General features: G+C 66.4%; 15 protein-coding genes. 4 read left to right on the top strand and 11 right to left on the bottom strand.

Going from position 1 to position 20,009, the window contains the following annotated elements; all coding sequences use genetic code 11:
- Positions 1 to 16 precede the first annotated feature (16 nt).
- Positions 17 to 1,159: a nitrogen regulation protein NR(II) gene (glnL, locus tag P2869_RS06425; protein WP_017777964.1), complete on the bottom strand. Its 1,143-nt coding sequence runs from the start codon at positions 1,157 to 1,159 to the stop codon at positions 17 to 19.
- A gap of 201 nt (positions 1,160 to 1,360) precedes the next feature.
- The gene (gene glnA, locus P2869_RS06420) at positions 1,361 to 2,776 is read right to left on the bottom strand and encodes a type I glutamate--ammonia ligase (protein WP_277597798.1); all 1,416 of its coding nucleotides are present in this window, start codon (positions 2,774 to 2,776) and stop codon (positions 1,361 to 1,363) included.
- 507 nt (positions 2,777 to 3,283) lie between these two features.
- On the opposite strand from glnA, the gene P2869_RS06415 reads away from it, so the two are divergent.
- On the top strand, positions 3,284 to 3,748 hold the full coding sequence (locus tag P2869_RS06415; RefSeq protein WP_017777962.1) for a rhodanese-like domain-containing protein: 465 nt from the start codon (positions 3,284 to 3,286) through the stop codon (positions 3,746 to 3,748).
- Positions 3,749 to 3,814: 66 nt separating this feature from the next.
- On the opposite strand, the gene P2869_RS06410 is transcribed toward P2869_RS06415, so the two are convergent.
- The 5 genes from P2869_RS06410 to hrpA all read right to left on the bottom strand — a co-directional run bounded on the left by P2869_RS06410 (position 3,815) and on the right by hrpA (position 12,286).
- A complete protein-coding gene (locus tag P2869_RS06410; RefSeq protein WP_126875759.1) occupies positions 3,815 to 4,639 on the bottom strand; it encodes a molybdopterin-binding protein in 825 nt (274 codons plus the stop codon).
- 34 nt (positions 4,640 to 4,673) lie between these two features.
- Positions 4,674 to 5,504, bottom strand: a complete 831-nt coding sequence (locus P2869_RS06405) for an EI24 domain-containing protein (protein WP_199541441.1) — start codon at positions 5,502 to 5,504, stop codon at positions 4,674 to 4,676.
- Between the two features lie 160 nt (positions 5,505 to 5,664).
- Positions 5,665 to 6,660, bottom strand: a complete 996-nt coding sequence (locus P2869_RS06400; protein WP_199541440.1) for a sterol desaturase family protein — start codon at positions 6,658 to 6,660, stop codon at positions 5,665 to 5,667.
- A 196-nt stretch (positions 6,661 to 6,856) separates the two neighbouring features.
- A complete protein-coding gene (locus P2869_RS06395; RefSeq protein ID WP_277597796.1) occupies positions 6,857 to 7,873 on the bottom strand; it encodes a beta-propeller fold lactonase family protein in 1,017 nt (338 codons plus the stop codon).
- A 165-nt stretch (positions 7,874 to 8,038) separates the two neighbouring features.
- Positions 8,039 to 12,286 (bottom strand): ATP-dependent RNA helicase HrpA, encoded by a 4,248-nt coding sequence (gene hrpA, locus P2869_RS06390; protein ID WP_277597795.1) that lies wholly within the window; start codon positions 12,284 to 12,286, stop codon positions 8,039 to 8,041.
- 22 nt (positions 12,287 to 12,308) lie between these two features.
- Here hrpA and argA point away from each other — a divergent pair, with 22 nt between their 5' ends.
- From argA to proP, 3 genes are all read left to right on the top strand, one after another.
- Entirely contained in the window at positions 12,309 to 13,688 is a 1,380-nt protein-coding gene (argA, locus tag P2869_RS06385; RefSeq protein WP_026122080.1) for an amino-acid N-acetyltransferase, read from the top strand.
- A 201-nt stretch (positions 13,689 to 13,889) separates the two neighbouring features.
- The gene (locus tag P2869_RS06380) at positions 13,890 to 14,165 is read left to right on the top strand and encodes an oxidative damage protection protein (protein ID WP_042301091.1); all 276 of its coding nucleotides are present in this window, start codon (positions 13,890 to 13,892) and stop codon (positions 14,163 to 14,165) included.
- 696 nt (positions 14,166 to 14,861) lie between these two features.
- Positions 14,862 to 16,364 (top strand): glycine betaine/L-proline transporter ProP, encoded by a 1,503-nt coding sequence (proP, locus tag P2869_RS06375; RefSeq protein WP_277597794.1) that lies wholly within the window; start codon positions 14,862 to 14,864, stop codon positions 16,362 to 16,364.
- Positions 16,365 to 16,522: 158 nt separating this feature from the next.
- Here proP and P2869_RS06370 read toward each other — a convergent pair whose 3' ends face one another.
- The 4 genes from P2869_RS06370 to P2869_RS06355 all read right to left on the bottom strand — a co-directional run bounded on the left by P2869_RS06370 (position 16,523) and on the right by P2869_RS06355 (position 19,830).
- The gene (locus P2869_RS06370) at positions 16,523 to 17,017 is read right to left on the bottom strand and encodes a metallophosphoesterase family protein (RefSeq protein WP_277597793.1); all 495 of its coding nucleotides are present in this window, start codon (positions 17,015 to 17,017) and stop codon (positions 16,523 to 16,525) included.
- Positions 17,018 to 17,021: 4 nt separating this feature from the next.
- A complete protein-coding gene (locus P2869_RS06365; RefSeq protein ID WP_277597792.1) occupies positions 17,022 to 17,837 on the bottom strand; it encodes a hypothetical protein in 816 nt (271 codons plus the stop codon).
- An 83-nt stretch (positions 17,838 to 17,920) separates the two neighbouring features.
- Complete coding sequence (locus P2869_RS06360; protein ID WP_277597791.1) at positions 17,921 to 18,316, bottom strand: cupin domain-containing protein; 396 nt, start codon at positions 18,314 to 18,316, stop codon at positions 17,921 to 17,923.
- A gap of 89 nt (positions 18,317 to 18,405) precedes the next feature.
- Positions 18,406 to 19,830 (bottom strand): FAD-containing oxidoreductase, encoded by a 1,425-nt coding sequence (locus P2869_RS06355; protein WP_277597790.1) that lies wholly within the window; start codon positions 19,828 to 19,830, stop codon positions 18,406 to 18,408.
- Positions 19,831 to 20,009 lie beyond the last annotated feature (179 nt).

Below are 20,009 nucleotides of genomic sequence, written 5' to 3'. Positions count from 1 at the left end.
TGGGATGCTTGCGGTATCAGTAGTCGAGCGGCAGCAGGATCTGAAACTCGGTGTGGCCCGGCCGGCTCTCCACTTCGATCAGACCTTCATGCTGCTGCACGAAGGTCTGCGCGAGCGTGAGACCGAGACCGCTGCCGTCTTCGCGCCCCGACACGAGCGGATAGAAGATGCGGTCGCGAATCTCTTCGGGAATGCCAGGACCGTTGTCGATGATATGCAAGTCCAGTGCCAGCTTGCACAGACGCTTGGCGACGGTCACCTTGCGCGCCACGCGCGTGCGCAGCTCGATGCGCGCGTCGCCCTGCGAGATGCGCTCGCGCAGCGCTTCGGCCGCATTGCGTACGATGTTGAGCACGGCCTGGATCAACTGCTCCTTGTCGCCGCGCAGGTCGGGCACGCTCACGTCGTAATCGCGCTCGATCGTGAGCCCGCGCGGAAACTCCGCGAGAATCACGGCACGCACCCGCTCGCACACTTCGTGAATGTTGACGTCGCCCACGATGTGCGGATGACGGTGCGGTTCGAGCAGCCGGTCCACGAGCGTCTGCAGGCGGTCCGATTCCTTGATCACCACTTGCGTGTACTCGCGCAGTTCGTCGCGCTCGCGCGCGCCCAGCTCGAATTCGAGCAACTGCGCCGCGCCGCGAATGCCGCCGAGCGGATTCTTGATCTCGTGCGCGAGATTGCGGATCAACTGCTTGTTGACCGAAGTGAGATCGTGAATGCGCTCTTCGCGGTCGGTGCGCAGATGCCGCTCGTTTTCGAAGAGTTCGAGCAGCACGTAGTCGGGCGCGCTTTCCAGAAAGCCCACGATCGCATGCACGTGCAGCGGCTCGTGACCGGCGCGTTCGAGCACCGCGTCGAGGTGCGTGGCGTGGAACTTGTGTTCGGCGATGGACGCAATGGTGGCGATCAGCTCGTCCGCATTCGAAAAGATGTCGGGCCACGCCATCTGCGTGAGCTGACGGCGCGAGAGATCGAGCATGGCCTCGGCCGAGGGATTTGCGAAAGCGACGCGCAGCGTGCGCTTGTCGAGCACGAGCACCACCGTAGGCAGGGCTTCGAAGCCGGGCAGGAGCCCCGACTCGACGAGCTGCGTATCTTCCGACAGGGCTTCGGCGTGCCCTTTTCTTGCCTTGATCAGATTCTTCAGAACCATGTTTCAGTCTGGCCGCGAGGAGGCAATGCGCTGATGAGGGTAGTCATCTGTCTGCCGGGTCGCGAGCGGTGCGCCGATGAGCGTCTGACCCGCCGCGTCCAACGAAAAAGGGACGGCACCGCCGTCCCTTCGTAACCCATCGTGAACGTCGGACAGACGCTTCGCTGCCGCTGCTGCTGGCAAGCGAAGCGCCATTGCCGCTTACAGCGAGTAGTACATCTCGAATTCGATCGGGTGCGTGGTCATGCGCAAGCGTTGCAGCTCGCCTTCCTTCAGGTCCAGGTACGCATCCAGCATCGAATCCGTGAACACGCCACCGCGCGTCAGGAACTCGCGATCCTTGTCGAGTGCTTCGAGCGCCTGGTCGAGGCCCGCGCACACGGTCGGGATCTTTGCATCTTCTTCCGGCGGCAGGTCGTACAGGTTCTTGTCCGCGGCTTCGCCCGGGTGAATCTTGTTCTGCACGCCGTCGAGGCCGGCCATCATCAGCGCCGAGAACGCGAAGTACGGGTTGGCCATCGGGTCCGGGAAGCGCGTTTCGATACGGCGGCCCTTCGGGTTCGACACGTGCGGAATGCGGATCGAGGCCGAGCGGTTACGCGCCGAGTAGGCGAGCTTCACCGGTGCTTCGAAGTGCGGCACGAGACGCTTGTACGAGTTCGTCGTCGGGTTCGTGATGGCGTTCAGCGCGCGAGCGTGCTTGATGATGCCGCCGATGTAGAACAGCGCGAATTCCGACAGGCCGGCGTAGCCGTTGCCCGCGAACAGGTTCTGGCCGTCCTTCCAGATCGACTGGTGCACGTGCATGCCCGAGCCGTTGTCGCCCACCACGGGCTTCGGCATGAACGTCGCCGTCTTGCCGTACGTGTGCGCCACGTTCTGCACGATGTACTTGAGCTTCTGCGTCCAGTCCGCGCGCTGCACGAGCGTCGAGAACTTGGTGCCGATTTCGTTCTGGCCCTGGCCCGCCACTTCGTGGTGGTGCACTTCGACCGGCACGCCGATCTGCTCGAGCAACAGACACATTTCCGAGCGGATGTCCTGGAACGAATCGACCGGCGCGACCGGGAAGTAGCCGCCCTTCACGCCCGGACGGTGACCCGTATTGCCGCCTTCGAATTCCTTCGACGAGGACCACGGCGCTTCTTCCGAGCCGATCTTCACGAAGCAGCCCGACATGTCCGTGTTCCACTGGACCGAGTCGAAAATGAAGAATTCGGGTTCCGGACCGAAGAAGGCGGTGTCGCCCAGGCCCGTGCTCTTCAGGTACGCTTCGGCGCGCTTCGCGAGCGAACGCGGGTCGCGCTCGTAGCCCTTGCCGTCGGCCGGTTCGATCACGTCGCAGGTCAAGACGAGCGTGGATTCTTCGTAGAACGGGTCGATGAACGCCGTATCGGCATCAGGCACGAGCAGCATGTCCGAAGCCTCAATGCCCTTCCAGCCGGCAATCGACGAACCGTCAAACGCATGGCCGCTTTCGAACTTGTCCTCGTCGAATGCCGACACCGGCACGGACACGTGCTGCTCCTTGCCGCGCGTATCGGTGAAACGGAAGTCGACAAACTTGACGTCTTCGTCCTTGACGAGTTGCATGACGTCGGCCACGGATTTACTCATAACCTATCTCCTGATTAACGAATTCGGCGGGTTTCGCCGCCGCCCCAATCTAGCGGACCGGCCTTGACACGTCCACCGCGTTTTTCGCGGAATGGCGCGACCCCGGTGGCCGATCGATCGGGGCGATTATAAGCAGCTTCCATGCCATACGTGCGCCAGCCTGGCACCCCGCCCCGCCCGGCGCGCGCTGTCGCGGGGAATTCAGGCGCAGTGACGAGGCACGGTGTGCCGGTCAGCACACCTCATCGCACCAACAAAGTGCATTCCACGTGTCACCCACCCGTCTCCGTTCAATTATGGTGCATCGCGGCGTTTTTGCACCTTCATTGGGCAGCCCTTTGCGCGAGGCGATGACCGACGATCGCCGTGGTCGTCGAATCTGCGTCATCGGGTCGCGTCCACGGGTCGTTGTGAGAGTTGCTGCTGTGCCCGGGCAAGCCCGGTGTCTCGCGCCGCGCCCCCGCGCTAGAATGCTTTTTTGATCCAGATACGAGGAGACTGGCCGTCATGAGCACGCTCGAACAGTTGTACAGAGAGGCCGAGAAGCGCCGTGTCGCAAACCAGCTGCCCTACGCGGGCGCGCTGTCGCCCGCTGAAGCGTTCGAGCTTCTGCAGCTCGATTCCCGCGCCCGGCTCGTCGACGTGCGTACGCGCGCCGAGCTGGACTGGGTAGGCCGGCCCGTGATTGGCGACGGCCAGTACGCGCACATCGAATGGACCCGCTACCCCGGCGGCATCCCCAATCCCGAATTCCTCGACCAGCTTCGCGCTTCAGTTGCGCCCGACACGCCCGTGCTGTTCCTCTGCCGCAGCGCCGCGCGCTCGAAGCTCGCCGCCATCGAGGCCGCCAAGTCCGGCTATACGCAGGCTTTCGATCTGCTGGAAGGATTTGAAGGCGACAAGGACGGCCAGGGGCATCGCAAGACGGTGTCGGGCTGGTGCTTCCGGGGGTTGCCGTGGATCGGCGCTTGACTGGCACACGATTGCCGCCTGACCGGCGCCTGATGGGCGCTTAATCCGCTTCCGGCTGCCTGTTAGTCAATCGGCCGCCTTCCCGTTTTCTGCAGGCGGCTCGACGATGTCCCCGCCCAGCTGATGCACGCCTTCGCGCAGCTTCACGAACGCTGCCGCGACGGCCTCGGGCTCGCCCTTCACGCCCAGATCGATGTGCCGGCGCGCGTAGATGCCGCCGCGCGTCGCGTCGCCCACGCTGGGCAGGCTGAACACGCGCACGCCCGGGAAATCGTGCTCGATCTGCTCCATGAGCGGCGTCAGCGTGGATTCCGGCAACTCGAACACGATCAACGACTTCTCCGCATGCGGCGTGGCGTGATGCAGATGCGCGTACTTCGTGTCCAGCACCCACTCGATCATCGGCCACGCCATGACGGGAAAGCCCGGCACGAAGTGATGGTCGCCCACCGAAAAGCCCGGAATCTTGTTGTAGCCGTTCGGAATGATCGACGCGCCGCGCGGAAAAGTGCCCATGTTCAGCCGATGGCGGTTTTCCGGCGAGTCGAGGTCGATCGGGCCGGGGCCACTGTGCATATCGCGGATGCGCTCCTGGATCAGCGCCTTCGCCTCGGGATGCAGTTCGAGCGGCACGCCGAGCGCTGCGGCCGCGCACTGGCGCGTGTGGTCGTCCGGCGTCGCGCCGATGCCGCCCGTCGAAAACACGATGTCGCCTGAAGCGAAGCTGCGCCGCAGCGTCTCGGTGATGCGCTCGCGCTCGTCGCCCACGTATTGCGCCCATGCGAGCGAAAGCCCGCGCGCGCTCAGGAGTTCGATGACTTTCGGCAGGTGCTTGTCGCTGCGCCGGCCCGACAGAATCTCGTCGCCGATGATGATCAAACCAAATGCCATTGCCGCCTCTCGATGAAGGGGAGAAAGGCCCGCGTCAGGAAACCGCGACCGGGCCGCTGCCACCGCCAGGCTCTTCGGCGCGCATGCGCTGCAGCGCGCGCAGGCAGTAGTAGCCGAACCACAGCGCAGTGAACACGAGGATGAACGAATAGATCCAGATGGTCACCGCCGTGACGACGGGAAAGAACACGATAAGCCACGCCGACCAGACCCACAGCAGCGTGGGCACCGAGCCGAGCAGCCCGCTCGCGATGCCGATGGAAAGCAGCGGCAGCCGGTAGCGGCGCACCAGCGCGCGGCGCTCGTCGCGGCTCGCGTGCAGCGCGAGGGCGTCGTAGGTCATGACGCGATAGGTGAGCCAGCCCCACAGGAGCGGCGGAATCAACGCGAAGAACGGCGGCACGAGCCACAGCGGCAGCGTCACGACGAGCAACACGATGCACACGACCGTGGTCCACAGCGAATACGCGAGGCTGCCGAACCAGGTGCCGCCGCGGCGCATTTCGAGGCTCGCGAACTGGCGCCGCGACAGATGGCGGATCACGGCCGGCATGGAAAGCGTCGCGATCAGGAGCAGCACGGTGAGCACGATGAGCGGTATCGCCATGGCGATCACGATGAACGGCGCCACCACCGTGTGGAGCGACGCAAAGCCCAGCCAGTTGAACAGATCGTAGAGCGTGGACGTGAACGACCAGCTTTCGAGCCAGACGCGCGTGGCGTCGATGAGCGGCTGCCAGAACAGATAGAGCACCGTGCCCCAGACCACGGCCGCCACCGCGAACGGCACGAACGTGAGCACCAGCATGACGGGATGGAAAACGCTGGAAAGCGCGCGGCCGAAGGAACGCAACAGATCATTCATGCGGACAGGAGGCCGGTCGGGCAAACCCGGCGCGTATAGAGAATGGAGAATGGGAATGGGAGAACAGCAGAGAGGATAAACCACGCCGAGGTCGGTCCGCCGACGTGCGGCCGTTCGCCCAAGACAGCGCACCGGCGGCGCGCCGCTGGTCGAGCCACGCTCAAACGGCCGCGCCGTCCCCCGACGATGCGCGCTTCGGCGCCAGCCGTCGCGCAATGCGCACGAAAGCGAGCCAGTGCTGCTCGAAGAAGCCGTCGCCGTAGCGCTCGCCTTCAAGCTGATCGCGAATGCCCGTGGGCTCGATCGCGCGGTTCCACGACGCGCTGCCGAACAGCATGTCCCACCACGGGAACAGCACGCCGAAGTTGCAGCCATACGTGAGCCCCTCGTGGCCGTAACCGATGGCGTGATGGCGCCGGTGGAACGACGGACTCACGATCACGCGTTCCAGCACCCGCCCGAAATCGACGCGGATATTGGCGTGCTGCACGCTCTGCGCGAAATTGGTCAGCGCCACCAGCACCACGAACTGCACGGGCGGCACGCCGATGGCGAGCGCGATCAGCGCGAAGAAACAGGCCTGGAGCAGGTCGTCGAGCAGGTGGTTGCGGTCGTCGCACCAGAGCGACATCTTGCGCTGGCTGTGATGCACCGCGTGCAGCTCCCACCATATGCCGAAGCGGTGTTCCCAGCGGTGATACCAGTAGCCCGCGAAGTCCAGCACCACGAGATAGATCGCGAACGTGACGAGCGGCTGGGTCGTGACGCCCGGCCAGAGGTTGTCGAAGTCGATGTTCGAGATGTTGTGCAGCCGCAGCCACGCCTGGAGATGGTCGAAAAGCGGCTGCAGCGTGAAGAAGAAAAAGAGGTTCATCACGCCAAGCCGCACGATCCATGTGTAGATCACGTCCACACCCACGCCCTTGCGGCTCTCCCACTTCTCGGCCGGACGCAGCGCTTCGAGCGGACGCAGCACCGCGTACATCGCGAGCACCTCGAGCACGCCGACGATCACCCAGTAAAGGCTGTCGTACGTGTCCTCGTCGTAGTCCATGAGGTTGAAGCGGAACAGCAGCGGCTGCACGACGTCGACATACAGCAGCGTCTGGATGGCCGAGATGAAGCTGTCGAGGGAAGAAGTGATCAGGTGAAACATGGTTTCCGTTTTCGCTCAGCGGGACGCCGCTGGGACGCATTCCGCCCGGTCGAGTTCCGCTGGGTTCTGCTGGTTTCTTCGCCGACGTCCGCCGCCGGGCTCCGCTGCTGACTGCCGCTTGCAGGGCCGGAGCCGCGTGCGGCGCCCGACGCCGCCTCATGCCACCTCATGCCGCCTCAAGCGGCATCAGGTTCCCTCAGGCCCCATTCGGTGCCGTCACGGGCGCCCGGTCGAAGAAGTAGATGCCGTGCGGCGAGCGGCCCACGAGGATCGTCTGCACGAGCTTGTGGGTGGTGAGGTCGATCACGCCCACGTGCTTCGCGAAGCGGAACGTGACCCAGAGGTAGCGCTTGTCGGCCGAAAGCTCCATGTCATCGGGACCGGGCAACAGGCCCGTGATGTCGCCCGTGTTCGTGAGCGTCTCTTCGTCGATGATGCTGATCGTGCTCGCCACGCGGTTCGACACGGCGACGTGGCGGCCGTCGTCGAGCGAGCGGAAGTTGTGCGCGCCGTTGCCCGTCACGATGGTCTTCACGACTTTCTGATTGCGCCAGTCGACCACGGCCACGTAGTCGGCGCCCGTCATGCCGACGAGCAGGTACTTGTCGCCGGGCGTCATCCAGAGGCCCGCCGGCACCTTGCCGACCTTCATCTTCCATTTCACCGTCTGCGTGGGCAGGTCGATGGCCGCCAGTTCGCCCGACACCTGCAACGTGATGAACACCGTCTTGCTGTCGCTCGTGAACGCCATGTGGCTCGGCATCACGGCGAGGGGCAATCGCTTGGCCAGCGTGAAGTTGTGGCCGTCGTAACCGTAAATGTCGATGCGGTCGAGCCGCAGGCCCGTGGTGACGAACCACTTACGGTCGGGCGAAAAGCCGAGCTGATACGGATCTTCGATGTTTTCGAGCCAGCGCTGCGTCTTGCCGGTTTTCGGATCGACAAACATCAGGTTGTTCGAGACCGAATTCGCCACGATCAGCGACGCATTGTCGGGCGTGGTCATCAGGTGGTGCGGTTCCTTGCCGGTGGGCACCGTGCCCACCACCTGGTGCGTCGCTTCGTCGATCAGGCTGAGCGTCGCTTCGCCGGAATTGAGCACGATGATGTTATTGGCGTAGGCGAGCGTCGGGGCAATACCTGCGGCGCCCGCGGCCAGCGCCACGCACGCCGCGAAACGACGCGCGGCGCGGGAAAGGAAGAAATTACGCATGAAGGGAAACCGTCCGGAGGGGTGGCGTGATTGTAGAACGTTTGCGCGCGCCGGCGGTTGACTTGCCGAAGGCACCGTTCGTCGCGAAGTCGTGTGAGCAAGACGAAACCACGGGGAGGCCCCCGGCGATTACCTGGAAGCCTCGCCGGGTGGCCGCGGCTTCGCTCAGCGCTGCATCGACTCCCACACCTTGTGAAGTCGCTTCACGGAAACCGGCATCGGCGTGCGCAGTTCCTGGGCGAAAAGCGAAATACGCAGTTCTTCGAGCAGCCAGCGGAATTCGGCGAGCCGCGGGTCGGCCACGCCGCCGCGCTGTGAGAGCGCGCGCTGATAGTGCTGCCAGAGCGGCTGGAACTCGGCGTACTGGCGCGTATCGCGGGCCGGATCGGCGCGCAGCTTGTCGATACGTAGCGCGATGCCCTTGAGGTAGCGCGGAAAGTGCGTGAGCTGCACGTAGGGCGTCTCGACGATGAAGCGCTTCGTCACGAGCGCATCGAGTTGCGCCTGCATGTCCGAGGAGGCATTGCCGAAGGCCTTCGCCTGCGCGAGCTTTTTCGTCACGGCGGCGTATTCCGCCAGAATCTGCCCGACAAGGCGCGCAATTTCCTGCGCAAGCAGCGTGAGCCGGCTGCGGCCCTCGTCGCGGCGCGCGTGGAAGCTCGTGTCGTCGTCGGGTAGCGGGTCCTGGAGACACGCACGGTCGAGCGCCATGTCGATCAGTTGGTCGCGCAATTCCTCTTGCGTGGCGCGCGACATGAACTGCATCGCCATTTCCCGCAGCCCCGGCAGGTTCTTCTCCAGATAGCGGATCGGCTCGCGCAACTGCAGCGCAAAGAGGCGCCGCAGGCCCGCGCGATGGATGCGCGCCGCCTCGTCGGGCGAGTCGAATACTTCGACGTCGCAATGCGTGCCGCGATCCACGAGCGCCGGGTAGCCGAACAGCGTCTGTCCGCCGCGGCGGATTTCGAGCAGTTCCGGCAGCTTGCCGAAATTCCAGGTGGTCAGGTTTTCGTAGAGCGCGGTGGCGGGCGATGCGGTGTCCGCGGACGATGCGGCCGCGCCGGACGCGACATTGCCCGGCGTGGCGCGGGCCGAGGGCGACGCGCCCATGCCGCCCCTCTGATGCCCCTGTCGCGTGCCCTCGCCCGTTGCGTGAGGCCGTGCACTCGCCGACATGCCAGGCCGCGCCGCCGTATCAGGACCTGGGCCTGGACCAAGAGCAGGCCCCGCCCCCGGCACCGTTGCCGCGCCCTGCCCGGCCGCAGCCGCATCGGCGACGATCCGCTGGAACTGCTGCTGCGCCTGGGCACCCAGCTCGGCGCGCAGTTGCGCGAGATTGCGGCCCATCGCGAGCTGGCGCCCGTGCTCGTCGATCACCTTGAAGTTCATGAACAGGTGCGCGGGCAGCGTCTCCAGCTTGAAGTCGGCGAGTTTCAGCGCGATCTGCTTCTCATCGCGCACGTCCGCGATCAGCGCATCGAGCAGGCCGCCCGCGCCGAAGCGCTCGCTCGCGTGGCGATCCGCGAACGCCGCTGCGTACTCGGGCAGCGGCACGCAATGGCGGCGCAGCTTCTGCGGCAGCGACTTCAGCAGCAACTGCACCTTCTCCTTCACCATGCCCGGCACGAGCCACTCGCAGCGGCGCGCATCCACCTGATTGAGCGCGTGCAGCGGCACCGTGAGCGTCACGCCGTCGCGCGGCGAGCCCGGCTCGAAGTGGTAGCCGAGCGTCATCGGCACGCCGGCCATCGTCATGCGCTTCGGGAACAGGTCGGTCGTGACGCCGGCTGCCTCGTGGCGCATCAGGTCGTCGCGCGAGAGGTAAAGCAGGCGCGCCTCTTCACCGCTGCCGCCGTGCTTCTTCGCCTCGTCGCGATACCAGCGTTCGAACGCCGCGCCGGTGTAGATGCCCTTCGGCACCACCTTGTCGTAGAACGCGAAGATCAGTTCGTCGTCCACCAACACGTCCTGGCGGCGCGACTTGTGCTCGAGCTGTTCGATGTCGGCAAGCAGCTTGCGGTTGTGCGCGAAGAACGGCAGCTTCGTCTCGAACTCGCCCTCCACGAGCGCGCCGCGAATGAACAGCTCGCGTGCGCGGGCCGGGTCCTGCCGGCCGAAGCTCACGCGCCGCCGCTGATAGATGGGTAGCCCGTAGAGCACCGCTCGCTCGAAGGCCGTCACCTGCGCCGCGCGCTTTTCCCAATGCGGCTCGGAAAGCGACTTGTGCAGCAGATGCGCGCCCACGCGCTCCACCCACTCGGGCTCGATCTTCGCGATGGTGCGCGCATAGAGCCGGCTCGTTTCCACGAGTTCGGCGGCCATCACCCAGCGCCCCGCCTTCTTCACGAGCGCGGAGCCGGGCCACAGGTGGAACTTGATGCTGCGCGCCCCGAGGTAGTACGGCTCGTCCTCGGCCTTCAGGCCGATGTTGCCGAGCAGCCCGGTGAGCAGCGCGAGATGGATCTGCTCGAAGGTGGCGTCGGCCTCGTTGAGCCGCCAGCCGTGCTCGCGCACCACCGTGAGCAGTTGCGAGTGCACGTCGCGCCATTCGCGCAGGCGCATTTGCGAGAGGAAGTTCGCGCGGCAGGCGTCCATGAGCTGACGGTTGGACTTCTTGTGCGTGACCGCTTCCTCGAACCACGCCCAGATCTTCAGCCACTGCAGGAATTCGGAGCGTTCGTCGGCGAAGCGGCGATGCGCCTCGTCGGCCTGCTCCTGCGCTTCGAGCGGCCGGTCGCGCGGGTCCTGCACCGAGAGCGCGCTCGCGATCACGAGCACCTCGCGCAGCGCCTGCTGGTCGCGCGCGGCGAGAATCATGCGGCCCACGCGCGGGTCGAGCGGCAGCCGCGCGAGTTCGCGGCCAAGCGGCGTGAGCGCGTTGTCGTCGTCCACGGCGCCCAGTTCGTTGAGCAACTGGTAGCCGTCCGCGATGGCGCGGCCCGGCGGCGGTTCGATGAACGGAAACGTTTCGATCGCCGTCAGGTGCAGCGACTTCATGCGCAGAATCACAGCCGCAAGCGACGAGCGCAGGATCTCCGGGTCCGTGAAGCGCGGCCGCGCCTCGAAGTCGGTCTGATCAAAGAGGCGGATGCACACGCCGTCGGCCACGCGGCCGCAGCGGCCCGCGCGCTGGTTCGCGGCGGCCTGCGAGACCGGCTCCACCTGAAGCTGCTCCACCTTGTTGCGGTACGAGTAGCGCTTCACGCGCGCGAGGCCCGTGTCCACCACGTAACGGATGCCCGGCACCGTGAGCGAGGTTTCGGCAACGTTGGTGGCAAGCACGATGCGCCGCGCGTTCGACGGCCGGAACACGCGCTCCTGCTCGGCTGCGGAAAGACGCGCGAAAAGCGGCAGGATTTCGGTGTGCGGCGGATGGTGCTTGCGCAGCGACTCGGCGGCCTCGCGGATCTCGCGCTCGCCGGGCAGGAACACGAGCACGTCGCCGGGGCCTTCGCGACAGAGTTCGTCGACGGCATCGACAATCGCCTCCATGAGGTCGCGTTCGGACGCCTCGCCTGCGCCGCCTCTGCCACCGCGCTCGCCGCGGCGTGCGCCGCCTGGGCCTCCTGCGTGATCCGCGCCGTCCTGAGCCGGCCGTGCGCGCCCGCGGCCCGCCGTCCCTTCGGCGGCCTTCACCGCAGGACTCGCCCCCACCGCCGGGCGGTAGCGCATCTCGACGGGATAGAGCCGCCCGCTCACTTCGATCACGGGCGCGGGCCGCGCTTCGCTGCCGAAGTGGCGCGCGAAACGCTCGGCGTCAATCGTCGCCGACGTGACGATCAGCTTGAGATCCGGCCGGCGCGGCAGGATCTCTTTCAGATAGCCGAGCAGGAAGTCGATGTTGAGACTGCGCTCGTGTGCTTCGTCGATGATCAGCGTGTCGTACGCCTTCAGAAGCGGGTCGGTCTGCGTTTCGGCGAGCAGGATGCCGTCGGTCATCAGCTTGACCGACGCGCCCGGCGCGAGGTTGTCCGTGAAGCGCACCTTGTAGCCCACCACCTCGCCGAACGGCGTGCCGAGTTCCTCGGCAATGCGCCGCGCGGTGGCCGAGGCCGCGATCCGCCGCGGCTGCGTATGGCCGATCAGCCCCGCGCCGCCGGCGCCGCGCCCGCGTCCGAGTTCGAGGCAGATCTTCGGCAACTGGGTCGTCTTGCCCGAGCCCGTCTCGCCGCTCACGATCACCACCTGGTGAGCCGCGATGGCGCGCGCGATTTCCTCGCGCCGGCCGGACACCGGCAGCGCTTCGGGAAACGTGATAGGCGGAACAGGATTGGGCGCGACCGGCCGGCGCGCCTTCGTCTCACGGCCGGCTTCGTGTGCTGCTTTGGGTGTGGCTTCGTTTGCGCCTTCACGGGCGGCGTCCCGTGCTGCGGACGAGCGCGCCGGCGCCGGACTTTTGGGTACATTCGACATGGGGGCGCATTATAATCCCGGCATGAATTCACAAACCGACCTCATCCCCACGTCCGCAGGCGCGCCGGCCGCTTCCGGCGACCCTGAAACCGCCCTCCATCACGCGCAGTTCGTCGAGTGGATGCGATCGGTCGCGCCCTACATCCACCGCTTCAACAACAAGACGTTCGTCGTGGGTTTCGGCGGCGAGGTCGTGCATCAGAACCTGCTCAACGCGCTCGTTTCCGACATCGCGCTCTTGCAGGCCATGGGTATCCAGATCGTGCTCGTGCACGGTTCGCGCCCGCAGGTCGAAGAGCAGATGAGCCTGCACGGCGTGGAGTCCGAGTTCTCGCACGGCATGCGCATCACCAATGCGCGCGCACTCGAATCCGCGAAGGAAGCCGCCGGCGAAGTGCGCCTCGATATCGAGGCCGCCATCAGCCAGGGCCTGCCGAACACGCCGATGGCGCACGCGCACATCAGCGTGGTGTCGGGCAATTTCGTGACCGCGCGGCCCGTCGGCATTCTCGACGGCGTCGATTTTCAGCACACGGGCCTCGTGCGCAAGATCGACGCCGACTCCATCCGTCACTCGCTCGCGAGCCGCAAGCTCGTGCTGCTCTCGCCGCTCGGCTTCTCGCCCACGGGCGAGGCGTTCAATCTGTCGATGGAAGACGTGGCGTCCGCCGCGGCCATCGCGCTGCGCGCCGACAAGATGGTGTTTCTCACCGAAACGCCGGGCCTCTACGACGAAGACGGCGGGCTGATCCGCGAAATGTCGCTCGACGACGCCTACCGCCTGCTGGAAAGCGGCGCGGTGTCGGGCGACGCCGGGTTCTATCTGAAACACGCCATTCGCGCCTGCCGCGGCGGCGTGGCGCGCGCCCACATCATTCCGTACTCGCTCGACGGCAGCATCCTGCTCGAACTGTTCCTGCACGACGGCGTGGGCACGATGATCTCGTACGAGAACCTGGAGAGCCTGCGCGAGGCGTCGCCGGACGACGTGGGCGGCATCCTCACACTGATCGAACCGCTCGAGACAGACGGCACGCTGGTGCGGCGCGGGCGGCACCAGATCGAACGCGACATCGACCACTTCTCGGTAATCGAGCACGACGGCGTGCTGTTCGGCTGCGCCGCGCTGTACCCATATCCGCAGGAGCGCATCGGCGAAATGGCGTGCCTCACGGTTTCGCCGGAGGCTCAAGGCGCAGGCGACGGCGAGCGGCTCCTGAAGCGTATCGAGCAGCGCGCAAGGGCACGCGGTCTCACGCGCATTTTCGTGCTCACCACGCGCACGGAGCACTGGTTCCTGAAGCGCGGCTTCGTGAAGGCGTCCGTGGACGATCTGCCCGAAGACCGGCGCCGGCTCTACAACTGGCAGCGCAAGTCGCTCGTGCTGATGAAGCAGCTCTGAGCGGAGCCGGGACGGCGCGACTGGAACAGCGTGCAATAGTGTGCCTTCCCGCCTCGCCTTGCGCAGCGAGGCAACAGAAAACAGAAACCGGGCCGCCTCGAACACACCGTGGCGCGGCCCCTATACCGATCAACCCGATCCAACACGACATCGCGAGACCTCACCCGCGATCATTCGAATCTCAGGAAGGAGAAGCACAGCATGGCTCGTATGGTTCAATGCGCAAAGCTCGGCAAGGAAGCCGAAGGCCTCGATTTCCCGCCGCTGCCGGGCGAACTCGGCAAGCGCATCTACGAAAGCATTTCGAAGGAAGCGTGGCAGGCGTGGCTCAAGCAGCAGACGATGCTCATCAACGAGAACCGTCTCAACATGGCCGACCCGCGCGCGCGCCAGTACCTCATGAAGCAGACGGAGAAGTTCTTCTTCGGCGAAGGCGCGGACCAGGCGTCGGGCTACGTACCGCCCACGCAGGGCTGAGGGTTTCGGCGCGGCGAGCGGTGTCGTTCGCGTTTGAGGCGGGTCGCAGAGCCGCCGCACCGCGCCTGATCGTCTTCCTCCCTGCCGCCTTAATGGGGCTTACTCGCGGGGCCCCCTCGCGGACCCCACCGAGGTGTTCATCGCGCTGCGGTCCAGCGTCCGCTGGACCGCGCAAGCCTGCCTCCCGGCACGCGCCACGGCCGGCCGGTTTGCACGATCTTCTGTCATCGTGCTAACATGCACCCCGTTTTCAACAGCAATTCACCTTCATTCGCGTTCAATACGCCTACGGGTTCCGTCGCACATGCGTGCACTTCCCGTCGAGCCGGTTGAACTGTTCTTTCAACGGCGCAAGCCAGCCTCCGTCACCTGACGAGCCCGGCAGCGCCATCAAGCGTCTGTTTTCGCATCGCTCCACTGAGCGGCATCGAGCCGCCCTGATGCGAAACCAGCACCTTCGACGAGTGCAATTTCGCGACGATCCGCACGCGGCCCCGGCCACCAGGTCCGGCTTCATGAGGCATCGTTTTTCCGTTCGCTGAACGGGCCACACGCGCGCCGTGACGGCACGCCCCGGCGCGTCGCCTGCCGCAAAACCGTTCGGCCCGCGCGCGGCACTTCTCGCGAAACTGCACTTTTCCGGCAACCGTGGCGGACCGCTCACGCGCTCGGCCGCAGTCACAGGAGTTCAAGACCTTGACCGCATCCACCAACGGCTTCTGGCGAAACGCAGAACGAAACGCAGAAAGCGGCAACAGCAACACCACGCGTCTCACCGTGGACGACATCACTGTCGTCGATCACAGTCTGCTCAAACGCGCGGTCGGCGCCATGGCGCTCGGCAACGCAATGGAGTGGTTCGATTTCGGCGTGTACAGCTACATCGCCGTCACGCTCGGCAAAGTGTTCTTCCCGTCCAGCAGCGCCTCGGCGCAATTGATCGCGACGTTCGGCACCTTCGCGGCCGCGTTCCTCGTGCGGCCCGTCGGCGGCATGGTGTTCGGCCCGCTCGGCGATCGCATCGGACGCCAGCGCGTGCTCGCGATGACGATGATCATGATGGCCTGCGGCACGTTCGCGATCGGCCTGATTCCTGACTACGCGACGATCGGCATTCTCGCGCCCGTGCTGCTGCTCGTGGCGCGCCTCGTGCAGGGCTTCTCGACGGGCGGCGAATACGGCGGCGCCGCGACCTTCATCGCCGAATATTCGACGGACAAGCGCCGCGGCTTCATGGGCAGTTTCCTCGAGTTCGGCACGCTGATCGGCTACGTGCTGGGCGCGGGCACCGTGGCGCTGCTCACCGCGACGCTTTCCGAACGCGCGCTGCTTGCGTGGGGCTGGCGCGTGCCGTTCCTGATCGCCGGGCCGCTCGGGCTGGTGGGTCTCTACATCCGCATGAAGCTCGAAGAAACGCCCGCGTTCCGGCGCGAGGTCGAAGCGCGCGAAACGCGCGAGGCCGCCGACAAGGCTCAGCTGCAACCCACGTTCCGCCAGATGCTCGCGCAGCAGTGGCGCCCGCTGCTGCTGTGCGTGGGACTCGTGCTGATCTTCAACGTGACGGACTACATGGCGCTCTCGTACCTGCCGAGCTACCTTTCGGCGACGCTGCACTTCAACGAGACGCACGGCCTCTTTCTCGTGTTGATCGTCATGGTGCTGATGATGCCGATGACGCTTGCTGCCGGCCGCCTCTCCGACACGCTCGGCCGCAAGCCCGTGATGCTCGCGGGCTGCATCGGGCTCTTCGTGCTCTCCATTCCCGCACTGCTCATGATCCGCACGGGCGAGATGCTGCCGGTGTTCGGCGGACTGCTGATACTCGGCACCCTGCTCTCGTGCTTCACGGGCGCGATGCCCGCCGCCTTGCCCGCGCTCTTTCCGACCTCGATTCGCTACGGCGCGCTCGCGATCGGCTTCAATGTGTCCGTGTCGCTGTTCGGCGGCACCACACCGCTCGTCGCCGCGTGGCTCGTGGATGCCACCGGCAACCTGATGATGCCCGCCTACTACCTGATGGGCGCCTCGGTGATCGGCATGGCGGCCGTGGCGGCGTTGCGCGAAACGGCGCGCAAGCCGCTGCCCGGCTCCGCGCCCTGCGTGGCCTCGCCGGCCGAAGCACACGCGGTACTGCGAGGACACCGCGTGGCCGAGGAACTGGACGACGAGGAAGACTACGCGGTGGCGGTGCGGGTCTGAAGGCCTTGTGACTGTGAGGCGGGTTGCTCGGGGCGGTCGCGCTGGGGGCCGTCGCGTTTGGGTCGTCGCGTTTTAGCCGGCGACGTCTGAACCACCAGCGTTCGAGTCACCACCATTGGCGCCCTCGACGCCAATCCGGCTCACCGTCCACGCACGCGCTACTCGACGAGCCGCGCGAGCGTCGCCGACACGCGGCCTGCCTCGATCACGAGCATCCCTGCCGATACCGGCAGCCTGAAGCGTCGCGGCCCGGCGCTGCCGGGGTTCACGAACAGCACGCCGTCACGCGTCTCGATCACCGGCTTGTGCGAATGACCGGTGACGACGACGTCGATGGCGCGCTCGCCCAGCGCCTCGCGCGCCGCGCGCAGATCGGCGATGTCGTGGACCACGAGAATCGTCCGCTGCTGCACCGTCAGCGTGGTGTGCAGCGGCAACGGTTCCGCCCATGCGCCCACGTCGTTGTTCCCGCGCACGGCGGTGACGGGCGCGATGCCGGCGAGCGCCTCGAGCACCGCGGGGTCGCAGATGTCGCCCGCGTGCACGATCGCGTCGCAGCCCTGCAGATGCCGCAGCGCTTCGGGACGCACGAGGTTGTGCGTGTCGGAAATCAGGCCGATGCGATGGACGCGCGCGTTTCGGGTCGTAGCCATGGTTTCAGCGCAGGGACGAACGATGCAGATCAGGCGGCGTGCGCGCCACCCGGCCTCCGTGACCCAGCCAGCGCTTCGTCATACCCTGCACCAGCACCGACACGAGCGCCGCGCAACCGAACGCCGGCAGCGTGCCGGCATGCGGGAGCAGCGCCGCGGCCACGATGAAGAACGCCGCGAACGACGCCCGCCCGACCACCATGCCGCGCATCAGGCGCGCGACGAAATCCGCGCCGTGCGCGCGCTGCGCCGACACGGCAAGCACGCTGCCGAGCAGTGGAAACACCGAAAGCACGCCGCTCCACGCCGCACCGAGCGATGCCGACAGTTGCGTCACCGCGAGCGTCAACGCGGCGCCCATCGCCATGCGCAGTACGAGATCGGTGCGGGTTATGCGCGCGGCCGGCACGGTGCCGTGCGCACGCGGCAGCCACGTCTGCGATACGGTCACGGCCACGCCGGCCGCGCCCAACGCCCACGCGGCGCCGTCCGGCAGATGCACGAGCAGCGCGGCCACGACGAGCCACGCCGCAAGGCCCGCAGCAAGCGCGAGGGGCCAACGGGTCTCCCAGCCAGGACGGCGGCAGGTCCAGGCATAGGCAAAATTGAACGCTTCGGATGCGGCAATCGCCGCAACGGATGCCGCGCAGGCACGCGCGCCGAATACCGGACCGCGTTCGAGCACGAGCAGCAGCACGATGGGCCCGGCCACCACCGGCAAGCCCGCGAGCCAGCCCGCCACGGCGGGCCCCCAGACGCGTGCGGCCAAGGCCAGCGAAACGAGAAAGGCCGGAACGAGCGCGAGTTTGAGAGCGAGCATCGTCGCGATCCGCGATGAGTGAAGGGAGCGGACGATTATCGCCGATGAAGCCGGGACAGGCTCACCACGCACTCACTCCGCACTCACCCCGCCGCGCCGTGCGCGATGAAGTGCACGGCGAGCCATACGGTGGGCGAGTCCGGCGCTTCGAAGTCCGTATAGACCACGCGATGCCGGCAATGCGCCGGAATGCGCAGGTAGTCGCCGGGACGCAGCGTACGGATCGACGACTCGCCTTCGAATTCGAGCGCCGCGCCGCCCGAGAGCAGTACGACCCATTCGTCGCGCGGATTGTCGTACCAGAAGCCGGGCGGACTCGCCTGCCCCGTGGAAACGATGCGCTCGATCGTCACCTCGCGATCGTCCACGAGGGTGTCGAAGCGTTCCTCGTCGGACGGCGTAGCTGCAAGCGCCGCGAGCGCCCCAAGCGAAGCGAAGTCGAACAGATTGCCCGATTCGGGCTTTCGGGCGCGGGGCATGTCGGGCTGCATGGCGGTCCTCACGTCGGCTGTCACGTTCACTGTTCACTGTTCATTGTTCACTGTTACGTCGGCTTGCATCCCGGTTCTCAGGCAAGCGGCTCGAGTGCGCCCAGCAGCGTGGGTATAAGCTCGCTCACGGTCGGGTGAATGTGCATGGCGCGCATGAGCGCGGTGTAGGGCGCGCGCGCCGTCATCGTATCGATGAAGGTGTGGATCGCCTCGTCGCCTTCGATGCCAAATATCCCCGCGCCGAGAATCTGCCGCGTCTCGCGGTCCACAAGCACCTTCATGAAACCGTCGGTCTCGCCGCGTTCGCGCGCGCGGCCCACGCGCGACATCGGCATGGTCGCGATCAGCGCAGGCTTGCCGCTCGCGCGCACCTCGGCTTCGGAACGCCCCACGCGCGCAAGCGGCGGATCGACGAACACCGCGTAGGCGGGAATGCGGTCGTCCACGCTGCGCGCCTCGCCGTCGTTCGCGCCCAGCAGATTGGCGCGGACAATCTCGAAGTCGTCGTAGGAGGTATGCGTGAAGGCGCCGCGTCCGTTGATGTCGCCAATGGCCCAGACGCCTTGCACGTTGGTGCGCAACTGGCCATCGACGGGCACGATGCCGTGCGCGTTCACCGTGATGCCGGCGGCGTCGAGGCCGAGGTCGTCGGTATTCGGAATGCGTCCGGTCGCGAAAAGCAGATGCGATGCTTCGAGCGTCTGCCCGCCGAGCGCGATGCGCACGGCTTCACCGTTCGCGCCCGCGGGTTCGAGCCGCCGCGGCTCCACGCCGAAGCGGAACTCGACGCCCTCGCGCGCGAGCACCTCCTGCACGCCGCGCGCAAAATCCTCGTCCTCGCGAGCGAGCACGCGAGCGCCGCGCACGATCACCGTCACGCGGCTGCCGAAGCGGCGGAACATCTGCGCGAATTCGAGCGCCACGTAGCTACCGCCCACGATCGCCAGATGCTCGGGCAGCACGCTCACGTCGAGCAGCGAAGCGTTGGTGTGATAGCGCACGCGCTCGATGCCTTCGACCTGCGGCACCGCCGCGCGCGTGCCCGTGTTGATGAAGATTTCGGCGGCTTCGAGCGCGTGCACGGCGTCGCCGCCGCTGTCGTCCGTGCCTTCATTCACGCTCACCGAATGCGGGCCCGTGAAGCGCGCATGGCCCGTGAAGACGGAGACATTCGGGGCTTCTCGCAGCCACTTCTCCACGCCGCTGCGCGACTGGCCGATCACGCGGTCTTTGCGCGCCTTGACTTCGGCAAGATCGACGGTGACAGGACCCGCCACGTGCACGCCGTAATCGGCGGCGTGCCGCACGACATGCGCGGCGCGCGCACTCGCCACATAAGTCTTCGTGGGCGTGCAGCCGACATTCACACAGGTCCCGCCGAATGCGGCCCGCTCGATCACGGCCGTCTTGCGCCCGCTCTTGCCGAGTTCGACCGCGAGCGGCGCGCCGCCCTGCCCGGTGCCGATCACGATTGCATCGAAATGCTTCGCTCTGTCCGCCATGTTCACGTCTCCTCGGAATGGATCGCACGGCCCGGGGCACGCGGCCCGGGGCACGCGGCCCGGGGCGTGCGCGTTGCCCATCGCGTCGCCCATGTTACGCCCCGCTGCGCAAACCCACGCGGCCGGTGTACAGGGTGAGTCCGCAGCTAATACGACGTGCGAAACACATAGAGAGGAGC

The organism is Paraburkholderia sp. SUR17, assembly GCF_029536165.1.
Classification (GTDB): domain Bacteria; phylum Pseudomonadota; class Gammaproteobacteria; order Burkholderiales; family Burkholderiaceae; genus Paraburkholderia; species Paraburkholderia kururiensis.
This window is presented reverse-complemented; position numbering and strand designations above follow the sequence as displayed.